The organism is Marivirga tractuosa (genome assembly GCF_042140215.1).
GTDB classification, from domain to species: domain Bacteria; phylum Bacteroidota; class Bacteroidia; order Cytophagales; family Cyclobacteriaceae; genus Marivirga; species Marivirga tractuosa_A.
Window position 1 is genome coordinate 2,544,738 of record NZ_CP159478.1, and the last position, 17,027, is coordinate 2,561,764.

Here is a 17,027-nt window from a genome sequence, read left to right on the forward strand (position 1 = left end):
AAGTGCTCAACTAATTATCCAAAATTCTCACCAATCTATCCCATGATTTATTTCTAGCTTCTATATTAGCCTCCGAACCATCAGGATCATCCCCAGCGCGCATATAGGCATGGCCAGCCCCATCATATATCTGTACATCATAAATATGTTGGTAATCCTTCATGGCTTCTTTTGAGGCTTCAATCGTAGCATTTACTCTTTGATCATTTCCGCCATAAAAACCATATACTGGAGCCTTAATTTTGGCATAATCCAATGCTTCTTTTGGTCCAGTTCCATAAAATACTAAAGCTTCACTCAAATTAGGATTATCAGTGGCATATCGGAATGATTGTGACCCTCCCCAACAAAATCCTATAACTGCAACTTCTCCATTACCTGCAGGAAGATTCTTTAGATATTTAAATGAGTTATTGAGATAAGAAGTAACTAATCTAGGTTCTAATTCATAAATGGCATTTCTGGCATCATCAGAAGTAGGGAATTCTGAAGTTTGACTATATTCCTCACTGAAATCGGAAAGCATATCTGGTGCCAGAGCAATAAAACCTTTTTCTGCTAATTGATCAGCAACATTTCTTACCCATTCGGTTAATCCTCTATTTTCATGAATTACAATAACTGTTTTTGCTTTTTCTGAAACTTCAGGGTAAACCACAAAAGCTTTTAAAGTTTTATTACCAGCTGAAATTTCCACCCATTCGTGATGGCGAGGAGATTTTTCTAATCGTTTTGAAAGGTGATCTTGTGCAAAAATTGGTGAACCTACCATAAATATAGTTGCCAAGATGAGCGTAATTTGTATTAAATTTTTCATATCTTTTTCCATTAGTAGCGTTCTTAATTTAATTCAAAATTAATTAAAATGAAAATGTTGAGTTTAATATTAAATTATATATATTAAATAATTATTATAAATAAATGGAGAACCTTAAACAGCTGCTTTATAACTGTATCACCACTAATGAAAGTTTTTTTCAGTTGGTGAATGAGTATGCAGTAGAGGGTTATTGTTTTTGGGAAAAAGAGAATAAAAATAAAATTCTTCTTGATGCAAAAATGGCATCAAGATTTGGCCATAAAAGATCTATTGAAATTGAAATACAAGATTTAGAAAAATTAGATTACGATTTTTTCGACTCTATCCTAAAAGAGGTCGAAAATAACCTTCCTGAAGATAAATTAAATTCTTGTGTTTTAGAAGTTTCTATAAATAAACCATTAAACACTACTAAGGCTAGATTTATAAGTTTTCATAATGAAAATAATAATCATAATTATATCCTATTTGCAATTGAATCTACAACTAATTTTCATCATGAAAAAAGCATTGATGAGATTTCAGATATATTGGATATAGCCATTTGGCAATGGAATTTACAAACCAATGAGCTTAAAGTAAATGAAAAATGGGCAAACATTTTAGGTTATACACTAAGCGAGCTTCAGCCAATTTCTATTAAAACATATGAAGATTTAACTCATCCAGATGATGTTGAATATTCCATGAAGTTAATAAATAACTATATCGCTGGGGATGCTGAAAGCTATAGTTGCGAGGTTAGAATGCTTCATAAAAATGGTTACTGGAAGTGGGTATTAGGTAAAGGGAAAATAGTTAGCAGGACTGTAAATGGTGAGGTAGAATGGATAACGGGTTCTCATATTGATATTACAGAGCGCAAAATTCATGAAAACGAAATGGATACCTTAGCCTTGGTTCCGCTCTATACTTTATATGGCGTTATAATTGCAGATTCAAATGGAGAAATAATTTTTGTCAATCATTCATTTGAGAAAATGAGTGGTTATAAACAGCAGGAAGTTTTAGGGAAAAGGCCAGGGGATATTTTACAAGGAGAAAAAACAGATCTTAATGATATTAAGTCATTTTCAAAAAATCTTGCTACTGGAAAATCCTTCACTCAAGAAATTGTAAATCATAAAAAAACAGGCGAGGCTTATAGGGTTTCTTGTTATATTGATCCTATTTATAATGAGAGTGGAGAATTAATTAAGTACATATCAATACAAACAGACATAACTGAAAAAAAACAAAATCAAGAATACTTAGCAACCTTTAAAAACACTTTGGATCAAACTGAGGATTGCGTCTTTATTTTTAATCAAAGTACCTTACAATTTAGCTATGTTAACCATGGAGCTATTGAGATGATGGGCTATTCTGAAGAAGAATTATTACAGCTTCATCCATATGATATTAAACCTGAATTTCCTGAAAAAATATTTCGAAATTTCGTAGCTCCATTAATCAATCAGGAAAAATTAAGTCACCGATTCAGAACACTTCATAGAACAAAAAATGGAGTGGATATGCCAGTTGAAGTATTTTTACAATTTATACATAATGAAAATGTCAACCCACATTTTGTAGCAATTGTTAAGGATATTACTGATCAGCTAGCTATTGAGGAAAAGCTAAAAAGACTTTCTCTAGTTGCTGAAAAAACCACCAATTTGGTAGTTATCACGGATGATAAAGGCAGAATTGAATATGTAAACCCCGCATTTGAATCTAAAACCGGATATTTATTAGATGAAGTTTTAGGAGGAAAACCTGGTAAGTTCTTGCATGGGAAAGAAACTAATCCTAAACATATAAAAGCCAATAGAGCTGGGTTAAAAGCATTAAACCCATTTACTCAAGAGATATTGAATTATTCAAAATTTGGCGAAAAATACTGGGTTTCCATCACTTTTAATCCTGTTTTTAATGAAAATGGAAAGCTGACTAATTTTATAGCAATTGAAAGCGATATAACCGAAAGAAAGCATAGAGAAAATCTGTTAAAAGAAAGTGAGGAAAGACTTCAATTTGTTTTAAAGGGTAGTGAATTAGGATATTGGGATTGGGAAGCTGATTCAGGAGAAATGACGGTGAATGATAGGTGGTATGAAATGTTAGGATATACCCGGAAAGATTTTAAACCAACTATTGAAAATTGGCATGCTTTAGTTCATCCAGAGGACATGAGGAAGCTAAATGATATCATGGAAAATGTTTTTCCTGATAAAAGTAAAAGTGAGTTTTATGTTGAACTTAGAGCTAAACATAAAAAGGGTCATTACATATGGATTTTGGATAGGGGAGCAGTGGTTGAACGAAATGAATTTGGGGAACCTTCCAGAATTTCAGGAATGCATATGGAGATTAGCAAACGAAAGAAACTTGAGATTGAACTGGAGGAGGAGAGAAATTTTTTAAATAAAGTTATAAATGCTAATGCTTTATCACTTATTGTTATTAATAAATCAGGCAAAATTAAATTTGCTAATAGAGGAGCAGAATATATATTAGGACTGAGAAAGAATAAGATTGAAGAAAAAGTATATGATGACCCTCAATGGCATCATATTACTTTAGATGATGAAGTTTACCCATTAGAGGATCTTCCTTTTTCAATTGTAATGCGAAGTAAAAAGCCAATCCAAGATATTCAACATGGCATTATATGGGAAGATGGTACTAAAAAATATATTTCAGTGACTGGAGGGCCTTTTAGTTATACAAATGAAGGTATAGAGGATATTATTTTTTCAGTGACGAATATTACGGAAAGGGTTAAAATACAAAAACAATTGGATGAGACTAAAAATCAAATGCAAAGTATCTTAAAGGAGATGGATGATGTCGTTTGGTCAGTCGCTATGCCTGATTTTAAAATGATTTATATTACGCCCTCTATTGAAAAAGTAACAGGATTACCACAATCTTTTTATCTAGATGAGCCTATAGAAGATACTTGGGATAATAGAATATATCACCATGATAAGCAATTACTTGAAAAGGCTTACATGGATTTAAACGAAAAAGGAAGTTTTGAAGCCGAGTATAGAATTTGTACAAAAAATGGAGCTTTAAAATGGGTTTTGATAAAAGGTAAAATCATTAATGAGAATGGAGTCCCTTCTAGGTTAGATGGATATATTTCAGATATAACGGATAAAAAAAATCAAGAAAACTCTTTAAAAAAATATTTGGAGATTGTTGAAGATCAAAATGATAGATTAAAAAATTTCACTTATATAGTTTCGCATAATCTAAGGTCACATTCAGCTAATATTCAAGGATTGATGTATTTAATAAATAAAAAGCATCCGGAAATAGCTGAGATTGAATACATTAAAATGCTTAATAAGGCCTCTAATAAGCTGGATGATACGCTTCATCACCTCAATAATGTTGTTTCTGTAGTTTCTTCCTCAGAGGAGATGCAAAAAATCAACCTTAGTGATTCAATATCAGCCTTTTATGAAACCTTTGAAAATTTAATTTCAGAATCAAAAATTTGGTTTTTAAACGAAGTATCAAAGAATGTAATCGTAGAAGCAGTACCAGCCTTTTTAGAGAGTATTTTAACCAATTTGCTGACGAATGCTATTAAATATCGTGATCCTGAGAAGAAAGATCCTTATGTAAGGATAAGCAGTCGTAATTTTAATGGTATTGTAATAATTGAAATTGAAGATAATGGTTTAGGTATTGATTTAGATAAACATGGTGATAAACTATTTGGAATGTATAAAACCTTTCATGGTCATAAAGATTCACGTGGCTTGGGCTTATTTTTAACAAAAAACCAGGTTGAATCAATGGGCGGGAAGATTGAAGTGGCAAGTGAATTAGGGGTAGGTTCAAACTTTAAAGTCCTTTTAAAAGATGGCAATATTTAAAAATATATGCATTATTGATGATGACGAACTTTTTTTACTTGTCAGTAAATCGATAATGGAAGACGAGGATTTTGCAGAAAACATTCACAATTTTGAAGATGCTAAAGAAGCATTAAATTATTTAAATACGGTTGCAGCAAAAGAGCTTCCTGAGATCCTATTTTTGGATATTAATATGCCTATGATGGATGGTTGGGAATTTATGGACGCCATACAGGATTCAAAAATTGTAAATGAAATAAAAATTTACATAACATCCTCTTCTATTAACCCAATGGATTTAGAAAAAGCGGAAAGAAATCCTTCCATAAAAGGATTTGTAAGCAAGCCACTAGAGCCTAATAAACTTAAAAAAATAGCCTATGATAGGTTTAAGAATTAAGGCTTAAAAATTGATCTTAAAACTGAAGTTTAAGTTTTTTTACTTTTATAACTAAACCACTATTAAACCTTATCAATTAAGCCATTTAGAAATATTTAATTTTTTCAATTCTAAATCTTTTCTAAAAAACTATATCAAAACTTATGGGTTTTCCGTTTTTAAGGAATCATTTTATTAGTCATCTTTGAAGTAAATTTAAAATAATCAGAATAGCACTACAGGAAGGTTCATGCAAAACGAAAAAATTATCATAATTGGAGCTGGAATAGCTGGCTTGACGGCTGCAATAGAATTAGAAAAAGCTGGATTCAAACCTACTATATTGGAAGGGTCTGATAGCATTGGAGGTCGTGTAAAAACAGATAAAGTTAAGGGTCATTTATTGGATCATGGATTTCAAGTTTTGTTAACCGCATATCCTGAAGCTAGTCATTATCTAGACTATGATAAATTAAATCTTAGAAAATTTTCTCCTGGAGCATTAATAATTGATTCTGAAAAAGGAAGTTATGGCATTTCAGATCCTCTAAGACAACCTTCCTCTATCTTTGCTATGTTATTTTCACCTGTAGGTAGTTTTGGAGATAAATTAAAAATATTTCAATGGAATAGAGAATTAAAGAAGTTATCAATTGATGATATATTTAAAAAATCAGAAATGTCATCCTTGGATTTCCTAAGAAGAAAAGGTTTTAGCGAAACAATTATACAACAGTTTTTCAAACCATTTTTTGGAGGGATCTTCCTGGAGAATGAGTTAAATACATCTTCCCGCATGTTGGAATTTGTTTTTAAAATGTTTGGTGAAGGTTTTGCAGCAGTTCCTGAAAATGGAATGAAACAAATACCGGAAAATTTAGCTAGTAATTTAGCTCAAACTGAGATTTTATTTAATCATAGAGTGGATAAAGTTGGTTTGAAAAATCTTACTTTAGATAATGGAGATGAATTGAAAGCAGATGTAATCATCATAGCGACTAAACCTGATGAATTATTGCCGCAATTAGCAGGTCAGTTTGCTGAAGACCAATTTGTTACAAACTTATACTTTACCTCTGATATTGATCCGATAGGTAAAGCTTTGATTGCTCTTGTACCGGATGAAGAATTGTTAATTAATAACATCACCGTAATGAATAATACTTCATCTAAATATGCACCTTTGGGAAGCTATTTGTTATCCGTCTCAGTCACTCAAAACTATGAGGAGAATGATAAACAATTGAAGCAGCGTATTCTTAAAGAACTTCTTCAAGTTTTTCCTCAATTAGAAAAAGCCACAATAGACCATCTAAAGACTTATTACATTGATAAAGCGCTTCCACAAATCAATGATTTTCAAAATAAAATGAAGCCTTCACAATCAAAAATTCAGGATGGAATTTACCTAGCTGGTGACTATTTATTAAATGGTTCTATAAATGCAGCTATGGCTTCTGGTAGATATGCTGCTCATGCAGTTTTTGAAGATTTAAAGGGGAAGGGGTTCCGTAATTAAGGCTTGCTTAAAAACAGAATATCGAATAAAATTGAACTTTAAACCTATTTTGTTAGTGATGATTGAGTAATAGTTTTTCAGTAGGTGAAGGCCTTTTTATGGTAAATCACCAAATTGTATGCACTAGAAAATCAAAATTTGATTTTCTAGTGCTCTAGCCTCAAGCACCTCATCTACTTCTCGGGCTAAAGCTCGAAGTATTACAATACTCCTTCACTTAGCCCGATTGTATATGAGGCACTTGAGACTTTTTAAACAGACCCTAATTAATGATTTCTCTAGGAATCGAGAATAATTCAACCTCCCGTTTTTAGGTGTTTTCACCTAAAATATTTGAAATGTATCAGTTAGAATTATAAGAAAGTTGTGGTGAAAACACCACAATGAGGGAGGTACGAGTATTTTGCTATTGGATTAATTTTCTGTTGCTTTCAAAAACTCCACAGCATCTTTTGCAGTTTTTATAGGAATTTCTTCCATAGGAACATGCCCAGCGTTATCATAAATTATGAGCTTACTATTGGGTAAAATACTATCAAAACGATGAGCATGCGAAACTGGAATCCAACTGTCATGTTCTCCCCATATGATCAGGCTGGGAGAGGAGATGGTTTTTAGCTCCTCAAATTGCGATGGAGCTTTTTGCTTAAATCTTTTCAATGTAGCTTCTCTGTTTCCTTGGTGAAGCATTAAATCATAATACATTTGAATTTTTTCCGCTGTAATTTTTGATTCATCATAATAAACCTGCTCTAAACTCATCTCAAATAAGAATTTAGGGGTAATACTGGTCATTAACTTAGAAAATAAGGGGTGATTGATTAATGAAAATACTGAAAAAGCATTTTGGTCCTTAAACTTTGCAGTATCTGCCTTTAGACTTGCTCCTGAAGAGTTAATCAAAATTAATTTTTTAATTTGATCAGGCTTTTGAAGTGCCATCTTGTAGGCAACCTGTCCTCCCATTGAATTACCTGCTACTGCAATAGTATCATAACCCAATTTTTGCATCAATTTCCATAAAAGACTAGCATTAAAATCTGTGTCATATTTTTCTTGTGGATTTGGACCAGTTAACCCATGTCCTGGTAAATCAACAGCAATAGTGGTGAAGTCTTCACTCAATTTCTCTTGCCATATCTCCCAGGTGTGTAAAGATGAAAAGCTACCATGAATTAATAAAACAGGTGAACCTTCACCCATTTTTCGGATATGGATTTTATTGCTGTCGATTTTGATAAACTGGGACTCTTCAGTGAAGTATCTTTCATTATTTTCACTCGCAGGGATATCTGATTTATAAAAACTTAAAAGTATGATTAACAGAATTCCAATTAAGCTGACTAATCCAATTCCCAAAATCTTAAAGAATTTTTTCATAATGCTTATTTAAGTTTTCCAATTTTTTCAATAGTTCTCAATCTGTTAATTTTCCCACTTTCTGTTTTTGTAAATTGCTTAATTGAGAATATCTTTTTCGGGGCATGAAAAGCAGGTAAATTCTCTTTAAACAATTTTTGCAATTGGCCATTATCTATACTTCCTTCTACCAGTAAGTTTAAACTTTCTCCTAATTTTTCATCTGGCAAACCGAAAACGAAAAACTGTTTATCGATATGGTTTTTCTCAAATATAACCTCAATTTCTTTCTCTAAAATCTCAGGATGAAGTTTAATTCCGCCTGAATTAATGACGTAATCATATCTTCCCAACCAATGGAATTCGGTTGAAGATATTAAATTGACCACATCATTGGTTATGAGCTGATTTTGACCGCTAATTTCAGGAGCATGGATTATTAAGCAATTTCTTTCATCTGTTGAGAACCTAATGTTTTTTAAAGCTTTAAAAGCTTCATTTTCATCGGAATTAATCAGTTTCAATGCCACATGAGATACGGTTTCTGTCATGCCATAAGTACTGTAAACCTTAGTTATATTGAAATTCTTTTTTATTCTTTCGGCCAAACTTTCAGAAACGGGTGCACCACCTAAAATAATAGCTTTAGCATTATTTAGAAATGGAATTTTGCTTGGGCTTTCTTCCAAAATCTTTTCAAATTGATAGGGCACAAAAGAAAAGAAATCTATGGTTTCATGAGTAGGATAATCCTTCAATGGGTTTCCAATTATAGGGGCTATGCTTAAATTTAATTCACCAATTAAAGATCGTGCAATCATCATTTTTCCGCCTATATATTCTGGATTAATGCATAATAAAGCATTTTCTCCTACTTTTAAATCCAATGTTTCTAAAGTCGCCAAAGCACTGGCTTTAATTTGGCTTTTGGATATTTTAATTGTTTTAGGCTTTCCAGTTGAACCTGAAGTTTTTTGTAAAATATAACTAGTAGCTGACTGCCAATCTTTTATGAAATTCACAATCGTTCGAATCGATTCTTCTGAACTGAATTGATGTTTATCAATAAAATCCTTAATTGTATATTTTGTACCCTCAAAATGAATCCAATTATTTTGAAATCTCGACTCTGTCATGAATTATTTCAAATCAAATTTAAAAGTTGAAATTAATACTTAATTGAATCATTATTGTAATTAGGGAAGTTCAATATTAATAATTCAATATTTATGCAATACTTTTCACTAAATAGCAAAAATAAATTTGGTGAAAATGCAGTGTTTTGGCTGTGAAGTCAATAATATATACTAATTTTACATTCTAATTGAAAACACGAAAAAATTAAAATGTTACCTTTCAAACTGGATAAAATTGACAAAAAAATATTGGATATACTGCAAGTAGACGGCAGAATTACCAATGCACAATTATCGAAAGATATTGGATTATCACCTGCACCAACCTTAGAGCGAGTTAAGAAACTAGAGAACGCTGGTATCATCAAAAGTTATCATGCTAAGCTTGACAATGAAAAAATTAATTTAGGAGTTAGTACCTATGTAATGGTTTCTTTAAAAGGTCATAATAAATCAAATATTGATAAATTTATTGAAGCTATTGATGATGTAGATGAAATTATTGAATGTAATCACGTGACAGGTTCTAGTGATTTTATTTTGAAGGTGATTGCTAAAGACATACCATCTTACCAGAAATTAATGCTTGAGAAAGTAAGTGAAATTGAAGTAGTAGATAGTATGCAATCCATGGTGATTTTATCTACTTTTAAGGACAGCAAGAAAATGCCGATACCTGAAAATAAATAAATTTTATGCTTAATAGGAGCAATCAAATTTTAGACAGAGAAGCTATCCAAAGTAAGATAAAACGGATAGCTTTTCAAATTTTAGAGAACAACTACCAGGAAGAAAACTTGTATATTCTTGGAATAAATGGAGGTGGGGCTATTTTAGCTAAAAAAATTAGCGAAGAATTAAAATTGATAAGTGATCTAAAACCTAACTTTCTATCAGTTGAAATTAATAAATCATCTCCAGCTGATTCTAAAGTTGTTCTCAGTGATAAGGTTCAGAATTCAGAAAAATCAGTTGTTTTATTGGTTGATGATGTATTGAATTCGGGTAAAACTGTTTTTTATGCATTAAGACCATTAATGGAAATGAACCTTAAGAAAATTGAGACTGCATTTCTGGTGAATAGAGCACATCGCTCTTTCCCCATAGCAGCTAATTACACAGGAATAGAAATTGCTACGACTATACAAGAGCATATTAATTTTAATTGGTCAGATGAAGGTTTTGGAGTTTATCTGGAATGATTTAAATTTGTTTAGATTACGATGCTAAATGTTTAATTAAAATCAACAAATGAGGATTTTTATAATTACGTTTTTCTTTTTAATGTACTTTGTAACTTCTGCAGAGGCTCAAAGAATCAGATATAAAAATCTTTTTCCAATTCTTCAAAGTAAAGATTATAAAACAGCCGAACCTCAACTTTTAAAATTTTTAGAGGATAACGATAATGAAGCTAATGCCTATTTCTATTTAGGTGAGATTATCGTTTCTAAACTAGATTCAATTGAAGTTTTTCCAACTACTGAAAAGTATGATTCAATGGCCAATAGGGCTATTAGTGCATACAAAAGAGCAATTGAGTTGGTTGATGATCGTGAGGTAAGAAAAAATGATGAATATTATGCAGCCTACAATCGTAGAGACCTCAGAACTGGCAAGTTTGGAATTAAAAAGTCGGATATTCATTTAGATTATGAAACTAAAATCAAGACTGTTACAAAGAAAAAAGAAACAGTTTCAAGTTTATATGAGCTGAAAGAAAATTCTGTTAAAGCTTATGATCAGTTAACAAAAACTTCCAGAGAATTTTATCAATCCTATCCAGATGAATCTTCATTTCTTTTAAGATCCAATTCAGATAATTTAAAAGCTTTACAAGAGGTTGAAGTTGCCTATTCGGAATTCATTGAAACCTACAATCAGTTTGTGGATGAATTGAAATCGTTGAATCATCCAGCTTACAATCCAGAGTTGAAGATTGTTGATATTACCAATTGGGAAGGCCTAAAACCTATAAAATCTGATTTTTCTGATTTTACCATCACAGTACAGGACTATGCTAAATATTTAACCGATTTGAAGCAAAAAATTGAAATTGAAGTAAATCCTCTAAAAGAATTACTATATAAAACTGATGCTGAGCTAACAGAAGCAATTTCAAAAAACAAAAATGCAACTGATTCTTCAAGTATTAAAAAAATAATGATCTCTGAAGAGTTGAAGAATGGATTAAATACATTTGATAAAAGTGAAGTAATCCTAAATCTTTTAAAATATAAAAAACGTAAAAGTCAATCAGTAATTTTGGTAAACCAATCTATTTATCCAGTTCTAAAAGATTCTACTAATATTTATCAAAGAGCTAATTTAGTACAGGATTATAAGGAAAGCTTAGCCTCACAACTTGAGCTTATAGAATTCATTGAAGAAAATATTAATGAAAGAATAATCCTGGATTTTAAACTCTTTTTAGATAAGTTTCAACCATCAATCGAATCTTATATAAAAACTGAAAAAACTATCCTTGAACAAAAACTTGATTCAGTTTCAAAAAGAAGTGATTTTATGGCTAATCAGATTCAGTTTTTTAATCATGAAAAGGATTCAATCTTTTTAACTCCCTTAATTGCTGCTACAAATGATAGTAAAAAGTATGTGATCAAAACCATTGAGTTAGATTCAATGCTTTTAATTGGAGGACTTTTTGATAAAACGCCATTTGTAGCTTCCGCTACCTTTGACATGAAAATAAATAACTTCAAATTATATCGGGATAGTACTTTATCTATTAGTAATATGATGTTGTTAAATGATAACCTTCTAATAAATTTTGATTCAGAACTGGATGATACGAAGCAACATAGAGCTGAATATTTATCCCTTAATTTACAAGAGTTATGGAAGTTTGAATATCAAAGCAATAGTACTTTAGGAGACGCAAAAGTTGAGGCTGGAATTTTCTTTTTATATGACCAAAATGGTAAAGTATTAAGTACTTTAAACTCACAAGGTGAAAAAATAGGTGATTAAATATATTTTACCTTCATTCCTTTTACGCATATTGAATCAAAAATTGCATATTTGCAATTAGGATTCATTTCCATGCATGAACACAATATTTTAAGTAAGAATTACAACATAATATGAGTAATAAAATTAAAATTACTTTGCCTGATGGCAGTGTAAAAGAATTTGATAAGGGAGTAACTGGTCACGATATTGCCATGAGCATAAGTGAAGGCCTGGCTAGAAATGTGTTATCAACAAAAGTAAATGGACAAGTTTGGGATACAACCCGGCCAATTAATGATGATGCACATATCCAATTACTCACATGGAATGATCCTGAAGGACAAAATACCTTCTGGCATTCTTCTGCCCACTTATTGGCAGAAGCTTTAGAAGAGCTTTACCCAGGTATCAAATTTGGTATTGGACCTCCTATATCCAATGGTTTTTATTATGATGTTGATTTTGGGGAAAAAGAACTACAAGGGGAGGAGTTAGAAAAAATAGAGCAGAAAATGCTTGAGTTGGCTCGTCAGAAAAATGAGTTTCAACGATCCGAAGTATCTAAACAAGATGCCCTTGACTATTATCAGAAAAAGGGAGATGAATATAAGTTAGAATTAATTGATGGTTTAAATGACGGAGAAATTACCTTCTATCAACAAGGAAATTTCACTGATTTGTGTAGAGGGCCACATATTCCGCACACTGGTTATATTAAAGCGGTAAAGCTTTTAAATATTGCTGGAGCTTATTGGAGAGGTGATGAAAAGCGAAAGCAGTTAACCAGAATATATGGAATTACTTTTCCTAAGCAAAAAGAGTTAAAAGAATACTTAGAGCTCTTAGAAGAAGCTAAAAAACGTGATCATAGAAAACTAGGAAAGGAAATGGAGTTATTTGCCTTTTCTGAAAAAGTGGGATTAGGATTACCTTTATGGTTACCTAAAGGAACTATGTTGAGAGATCGTTTGGAGAATTTCTTAAAGAAAGCACAAGTAAAAGCAGGATATCAGCCGGTTATTACTCCGCATATTGGTAATAAAGAATTATACATCACTTCTGGTCATTATGAAAAATATGGAAAGGATTCTTTCCAGCCCATTGCGGCACCTTCTGATGATGACTCAAAAAGTGATGAGGAATATTTGCTAAAGCCAATGAACTGTCCTCATCATTGTGAGATTTATAAAACCAAACCAAGAAGTTATAAGGATCTTCCTTTGCGTTTGGCTGAGTTTGGGACAGTTTATAGATATGAACAAAGTGGTGAATTACATGGCTTAACGCGTGTGAGAAGTTTCACCCAAGATGATGCACATATCTTCTGTCGACCTGATCAGGTAAAAGAAGAATTTGTAAAGGTTATTGATCTTGTGTTATTCGTTTTTAATTCCTTAGGATTTGAGGATTTCGTAACGCAAGTATCCTTAAGAGATCCTGAAAACAAGGAGAAGTATATTGGTTCTGATGAGTTGTGGGATAAGGCAGAAAAATCTATTATTGAAGCGGCTGAAGAGAAAGGTCTGAAAACAGTGATAGAATTAGGAGAAGCAGCCTTTTATGGCCCTAAACTTGATTTTATGGTGAAGGATGCCTTAGGCAGAAGTTGGCAATTAGGTACAATTCAAGTAGATTATACTCTTCCTGAGCGATTTAAATTAGAATATGTGGGAGCGGATAACAGCAAGCACAGACCCGTAATGATTCATAGAGCACCTTTTGGAAGTATGGAAAGGTTTGTGGCGGTTTTAATAGAGCACTGTGCTGGTAATTTCCCATTGTGGTTATCTCCTGAGCAAGTGGCTGTTTTACCTATTTCCGAGAAATATGCTGACTATGCGAATAAAGTTTATACTGAGCTTGAGTCTAATGATATCACTGGATTTATCGATCATAGAGATGAAAAAATAGGAAGAAAGATTCGCGATGCTGAAGTTAAGAAAATACCTTATATGCTTATTGTTGGCGAACAGGAAGCAGCTGAAGGTAAAGTTTCGATTCGTAAACATGGAGAAGGGGATGTTGGAAGTATGAGTTTGGAAGATTTCAAATCATTTTTCAATCAAAAAGTGTTAGATAGTATAGAAAATAAATAATATTGCTCATTAGATTTTGGATTGTAATTTTGTAATCCAATATTTATAACGATATTTGCACACTGTAAACTAAAAAAAGGAGGTTAATATTAGTAAAATGCGAAAAAAAGGCAGCTACAGACCTAGAGGTAGGGAGGAAGAACCCTACAAGGTAAATAGTAAAATAAGAGCTAGAGAGGTTCGTGTAGTTGGTGAAAATGTAAAAGTTGACGTCTATACCATAGGTGAAGCCCTCAGAATGGCTGAAGAGCAGAACCTTGATTTGGTTGAGATTTCTCCAAAAGCTGATCCGCCTGTTTGTAAGATAATAGATTATTCAAAATTTAAATACGAACAGAAGAAAAAGCAAAAGGAGATAAAAGCCAAAGCACAAAAAACTGTTATTAAGGAAATAAGGTTTGGTCCGAATACCGATGATCATGATTTCGAATTTAAACTAAATCATGCTAAAAAATTCTTAACGGATGGCGCAAAAGTTAAAGCTTATGTTCATTTTGTGGGAAGAACGATAGTTTTTAAAGACAGAGGAGAACTTTTATTATTGCGTTTTGCTTCTGAGCTGGAAGATTTAGGAAAAGTTGAACAAATGCCTAAGTTAGAAGGTAAAAGAATGACACTTTTCATAACTCCTAAACAAGGAAAATAAGTAACCAATTTAAATAAATAGATAAATGCCTAAAGTAAAAACAAAATCAGGCGCGAAAAAAAGGTTTAAATTGACTGGAAGCGGCAAAATCAAAAGAAAGCACGCTTTTAAAAGTCATATTTTAACCAAAAAAGAAACGAAGCAGAAAAGACGCTTAACTGATATGGGACTTGTTCATAAGTCTGATATGGGTAGAGTGAAAGACATGCTTAATCTTTAATATTTCGCACAATTAAATGAACGAAGGTTCAATGTTTAACCGGGATATATGGTAATGTCAAGAATCAACTTTAGTGTTGGTCACCAATTTCCAAAAAATTAAAATTTATGCCAAGATCAGTAAATCATGTAGCTTCAAGAGCTAGAAGAAAAAAAATCCTTAAGTATGCGAAAGGCTACTGGGGTAGAAAGAAAAACGTTTGGACAGTAGCAAAGAATGCTGTTGAAAAAGGTTGGTTGTACGCCTACAGAGATAGGAAACAAAAGAAAAGAGAATTCAGAAAATTGTGGATTCAAAGAATTAATGCAGGTGCCAGAGAACATGGAATGTCTTATTCTCAATTTATGGGAGCTGTAAACAAAAAAGGAATAGAATTAAACAGAAAAGTATTAGCTGATTTAGCTATGAATCATCCAGAAGCTTTCAAAAGCGTGATCGATTCAGTTAAATAAAATACTTTGAATCAATATTATACAAGCCTCATTGCTTTATGCAGTGAGGCTTTTTTTGTGTTAAAGTTGAATTGACTTCGAAAGAAGCAATTATAACCCTTCCTAGTCTTGTTCGTTAGTAATTGAGACCATTTTTTAAGGAATAAACTAACATTTTTAATTATGAAACTAGGAATTAAAACATTAGCAATAGCAGTTATATTTTCGACAGCTATTGCGTGTCAATCTGACAAAAAGGAAAAAGAAGAAACTACCGCAAGCGAAAGAACAGAAGAAGTAAAACAAGACTTTGGCAAAAAGAAAAGTGAATGGGAGGCTAAGTTGAAATCGGAAATCGATAAACTTGAAAAGCGCATTGAAAAAGCTGAGGCTGATTCAGATTTAGAAAAGGACTTGAAAGAAGCTCAAAGTAAACTAGAACGAAATTTAAGTAAGATTGAAGATTCAACTGAAGATACTTGGGTAAACGTTAAAAAGGATGTTAAAAATGCTTATGATGACGTGAAAAATGAAATAGAAGCTTTAGGAGAGAAAATAGAAAATGAATTAGACTAATTTTAGTCATATAATAATATGAACCAGAGCAGTTAATGCTCTGGTTTTTTTATTTATTAAATCTTGAAGTAGAGCGCAATTAATCGGAAATGAAAAAACAGCTAGTAGCAATTTTAAAATTAGTACCCAAATCTGTAAAAGATCTTAAAGATAAAAATCCTTTGCAACTAGCTTCTTCAACTGCATTTTTTAGTTTATTTGCCATACCCCCAATTCTAGTAATTTTAATAAATACTTTAAGTCTATTTATTAAACCAGAATTTTTAAACGATGAAATTTTTAGCCAAATAAGTAATATCCTAGGAAATTCAGGTACAGAAGAGATAAAGCAAATTTTTAGAAATTTCCAGGAGTTACCTGATGATTTACTTACTTCTATTTTAGTCTTTCTATTCCTATTGTTTATTGGAACCAATCTATTTTTTTTGGTTCAGTTAAATATTAACCAGGTTTGGGATGTCCCTTCTAAAAGTAACCAAAAATTCACCTCCCATTTAAAAGGAAGACTTATTGCAATTGCACTTGTTTCTATTGGTGGAGTAATTATTTTAGTGGCAATTCTTTCCGATCTTGTGCTAGCCTTTATAGGAGATCAGATAAACCAAATTCTACCCAATATAAGATCTTACATAGTTAGAATTATTAGTATAGCTTTTTCATTGGTCACTTTTTCTGCCTGGTTTACGTTATTATTTAAAATACTTCCTAATGCCAAATTACCGTGGCGGCCTGCCATAGTAGGTGGTATAATGTCAGCCATTTTATTTAAGATAGGGCAACTTTTGATTGAGCAAATTTTAGTAAATAGTAATATTAAAGGCATTTTTGGTGCTTCCAGTAGTATTGTTTTGGTTATGCTTTTTATCTTCTATGTTTCTTTTATTTTTTATTTTGTTGCAATGTTTATTAAAAATTATGCGGACTTAATAAATCAACCTGTTACTACCATCAAGAAAGAGAAAAATAGAAGCTCTACTAAAGAATTAAATTGAATCGGTAAATACGATTTAAAGCT

General features: G+C 31.8%; 15 protein-coding genes. 12 read left to right on the top strand and 3 right to left on the bottom strand.

Going from position 1 to position 17,027, the window contains the following annotated elements; translation table 11 throughout:
* Positions 1-10 precede the first annotated feature (10 nt).
* Positions 11-817 carry a dienelactone hydrolase family protein gene (locus tag ABWH96_RS11480; protein ID WP_375577672.1) on the bottom strand — a complete coding sequence of 269 codons (807 nt, stop codon included), beginning with the start codon at positions 815-817 and terminating at the stop codon, positions 11-13.
* A gap of 104 nt (positions 818-921) precedes the next feature.
* Between ABWH96_RS11480 and ABWH96_RS11485 the strand changes: the two genes are divergently transcribed.
* The 3 genes from ABWH96_RS11485 (at position 922) to ABWH96_RS11495 (ending at position 6,575) form a co-directional block, all read left to right on the top strand.
* The gene (locus ABWH96_RS11485) at positions 922-4,695 is read left to right on the top strand and encodes a PAS domain S-box protein (RefSeq protein ID WP_375577673.1); all 3,774 of its coding nucleotides are present in this window, start codon (positions 922-924) and stop codon (positions 4,693-4,695) included.
* Positions 4,682-5,077, top strand: a complete 396-nt coding sequence (locus ABWH96_RS11490; RefSeq protein WP_375577674.1) for a response regulator — start codon at positions 4,682-4,684, stop codon at positions 5,075-5,077. The genes ABWH96_RS11485 and ABWH96_RS11490 overlap by 14 nt, the downstream gene beginning before the upstream one ends.
* Before the next feature lie 229 nt (positions 5,078-5,306).
* Complete coding sequence (locus ABWH96_RS11495) at positions 5,307-6,575, top strand: NAD(P)/FAD-dependent oxidoreductase (protein WP_375577675.1); 1,269 nt, start codon at positions 5,307-5,309, stop codon at positions 6,573-6,575.
* A gap of 414 nt (positions 6,576-6,989) precedes the next feature.
* Here ABWH96_RS11495 and ABWH96_RS11500 read toward each other — a convergent pair whose 3' ends face one another.
* Positions 6,990-7,955 (bottom strand): alpha/beta fold hydrolase, encoded by a 966-nt coding sequence (locus tag ABWH96_RS11500; RefSeq protein WP_375577676.1) that lies wholly within the window; start codon positions 7,953-7,955, stop codon positions 6,990-6,992.
* A 5-nt stretch (positions 7,956-7,960) separates the two neighbouring features.
* Positions 7,961-9,070, bottom strand: coding sequence for an AMP-binding protein (locus tag ABWH96_RS11505; protein ID WP_375577677.1), 1,110 nt, complete (start codon positions 9,068-9,070; stop codon positions 7,961-7,963).
* Positions 9,071-9,280: 210 nt separating this feature from the next.
* Here ABWH96_RS11505 and ABWH96_RS11510 point away from each other — a divergent pair, with 210 nt between their 5' ends.
* From ABWH96_RS11510 to ABWH96_RS11550, 9 genes are all read left to right on the top strand, one after another.
* On the top strand, positions 9,281-9,760 hold the full coding sequence (locus ABWH96_RS11510; protein ID WP_375577678.1) for an Lrp/AsnC family transcriptional regulator: 480 nt from the start codon (positions 9,281-9,283) through the stop codon (positions 9,758-9,760).
* Between the two features lie 5 nt (positions 9,761-9,765).
* Complete coding sequence (locus tag ABWH96_RS11515) at positions 9,766-10,272, top strand: phosphoribosyltransferase family protein (protein WP_375577679.1); 507 nt, start codon at positions 9,766-9,768, stop codon at positions 10,270-10,272.
* Positions 10,273-10,321: 49 nt separating this feature from the next.
* A complete protein-coding gene (locus ABWH96_RS11520; protein ID WP_375577680.1) occupies positions 10,322-12,061 on the top strand; it encodes a hypothetical protein in 1,740 nt (579 codons plus the stop codon).
* A 113-nt stretch (positions 12,062-12,174) separates the two neighbouring features.
* On the top strand, positions 12,175-14,139 hold the full coding sequence (gene thrS, locus ABWH96_RS11525; protein ID WP_375577681.1) for a threonine--tRNA ligase: 1,965 nt from the start codon (positions 12,175-12,177) through the stop codon (positions 14,137-14,139).
* 97 nt (positions 14,140-14,236) lie between these two features.
* A complete protein-coding gene (gene infC / locus ABWH96_RS11530; RefSeq protein WP_085515540.1) occupies positions 14,237-14,785 on the top strand; it encodes a translation initiation factor IF-3 in 549 nt (182 codons plus the stop codon).
* Between the two features lie 25 nt (positions 14,786-14,810).
* Positions 14,811-15,005: a 50S ribosomal protein L35 gene (rpmI, locus tag ABWH96_RS11535; protein ID WP_085515541.1), complete on the top strand. Its 195-nt coding sequence runs from the start codon at positions 14,811-14,813 to the stop codon at positions 15,003-15,005.
* A 107-nt stretch (positions 15,006-15,112) separates the two neighbouring features.
* Positions 15,113-15,457: a 50S ribosomal protein L20 gene (gene rplT / locus ABWH96_RS11540; RefSeq protein ID WP_296619575.1), complete on the top strand. Its 345-nt coding sequence runs from the start codon at positions 15,113-15,115 to the stop codon at positions 15,455-15,457.
* 162 nt (positions 15,458-15,619) lie between these two features.
* Positions 15,620-16,012, top strand: coding sequence for a hypothetical protein (locus tag ABWH96_RS11545; protein ID WP_375577682.1), 393 nt, complete (start codon positions 15,620-15,622; stop codon positions 16,010-16,012).
* Between the two features lie 89 nt (positions 16,013-16,101).
* The gene (locus ABWH96_RS11550; protein ID WP_375577683.1) at positions 16,102-17,004 is read left to right on the top strand and encodes a YihY/virulence factor BrkB family protein; all 903 of its coding nucleotides are present in this window, start codon (positions 16,102-16,104) and stop codon (positions 17,002-17,004) included.
* The last annotated feature ends 23 nt before the right edge of the window (positions 17,005-17,027 follow it).

Excerpts from the sequence above, each read along its gene's own strand:
- ABWH96_RS11480 (WP_375577672.1), bottom strand. The coding sequence starts at position 817 with ATGAAAAATTTAATACAAATTACGCTCATCTTGGCAACTATATTTATG.
- ABWH96_RS11485 (WP_375577673.1), top strand. The coding sequence starts at position 922 with ATGGAGAACCTTAAACAGCTGCTTTATAACTGTATCACCACTAATGAA.
- ABWH96_RS11490 (WP_375577674.1), top strand. The coding sequence starts at position 4,682 with ATGGCAATATTTAAAAATATATGCATTATTGATGATGACGAACTTTTT.
- ABWH96_RS11495 (WP_375577675.1), top strand. The coding sequence starts at position 5,307 with ATGCAAAACGAAAAAATTATCATAATTGGAGCTGGAATAGCTGGCTTG.
- ABWH96_RS11500 (WP_375577676.1), bottom strand. The coding sequence starts at position 7,955 with ATGAAAAAATTCTTTAAGATTTTGGGAATTGGATTAGTCAGCTTAATT.
- ABWH96_RS11505 (WP_375577677.1), bottom strand. The coding sequence starts at position 9,070 with ATGACAGAGTCGAGATTTCAAAATAATTGGATTCATTTTGAGGGTACA.
- ABWH96_RS11510 (WP_375577678.1), top strand. The coding sequence starts at position 9,281 with ATGTTACCTTTCAAACTGGATAAAATTGACAAAAAAATATTGGATATA.
- ABWH96_RS11515 (WP_375577679.1), top strand. The coding sequence starts at position 9,766 with ATGCTTAATAGGAGCAATCAAATTTTAGACAGAGAAGCTATCCAAAGT.
- ABWH96_RS11520 (WP_375577680.1), top strand. The coding sequence starts at position 10,322 with ATGAGGATTTTTATAATTACGTTTTTCTTTTTAATGTACTTTGTAACT.
- thrS (WP_375577681.1), top strand. The coding sequence starts at position 12,175 with ATGAGTAATAAAATTAAAATTACTTTGCCTGATGGCAGTGTAAAAGAA.
- infC (WP_085515540.1), top strand. The coding sequence starts at position 14,237 with ATGCGAAAAAAAGGCAGCTACAGACCTAGAGGTAGGGAGGAAGAACCC.
- rpmI (WP_085515541.1), top strand. The coding sequence starts at position 14,811 with ATGCCTAAAGTAAAAACAAAATCAGGCGCGAAAAAAAGGTTTAAATTG.
- rplT (WP_296619575.1), top strand. The coding sequence starts at position 15,113 with ATGCCAAGATCAGTAAATCATGTAGCTTCAAGAGCTAGAAGAAAAAAA.
- ABWH96_RS11545 (WP_375577682.1), top strand. The coding sequence starts at position 15,620 with ATGAAACTAGGAATTAAAACATTAGCAATAGCAGTTATATTTTCGACA.
- ABWH96_RS11550 (WP_375577683.1), top strand. The coding sequence starts at position 16,102 with ATGAAAAAACAGCTAGTAGCAATTTTAAAATTAGTACCCAAATCTGTA.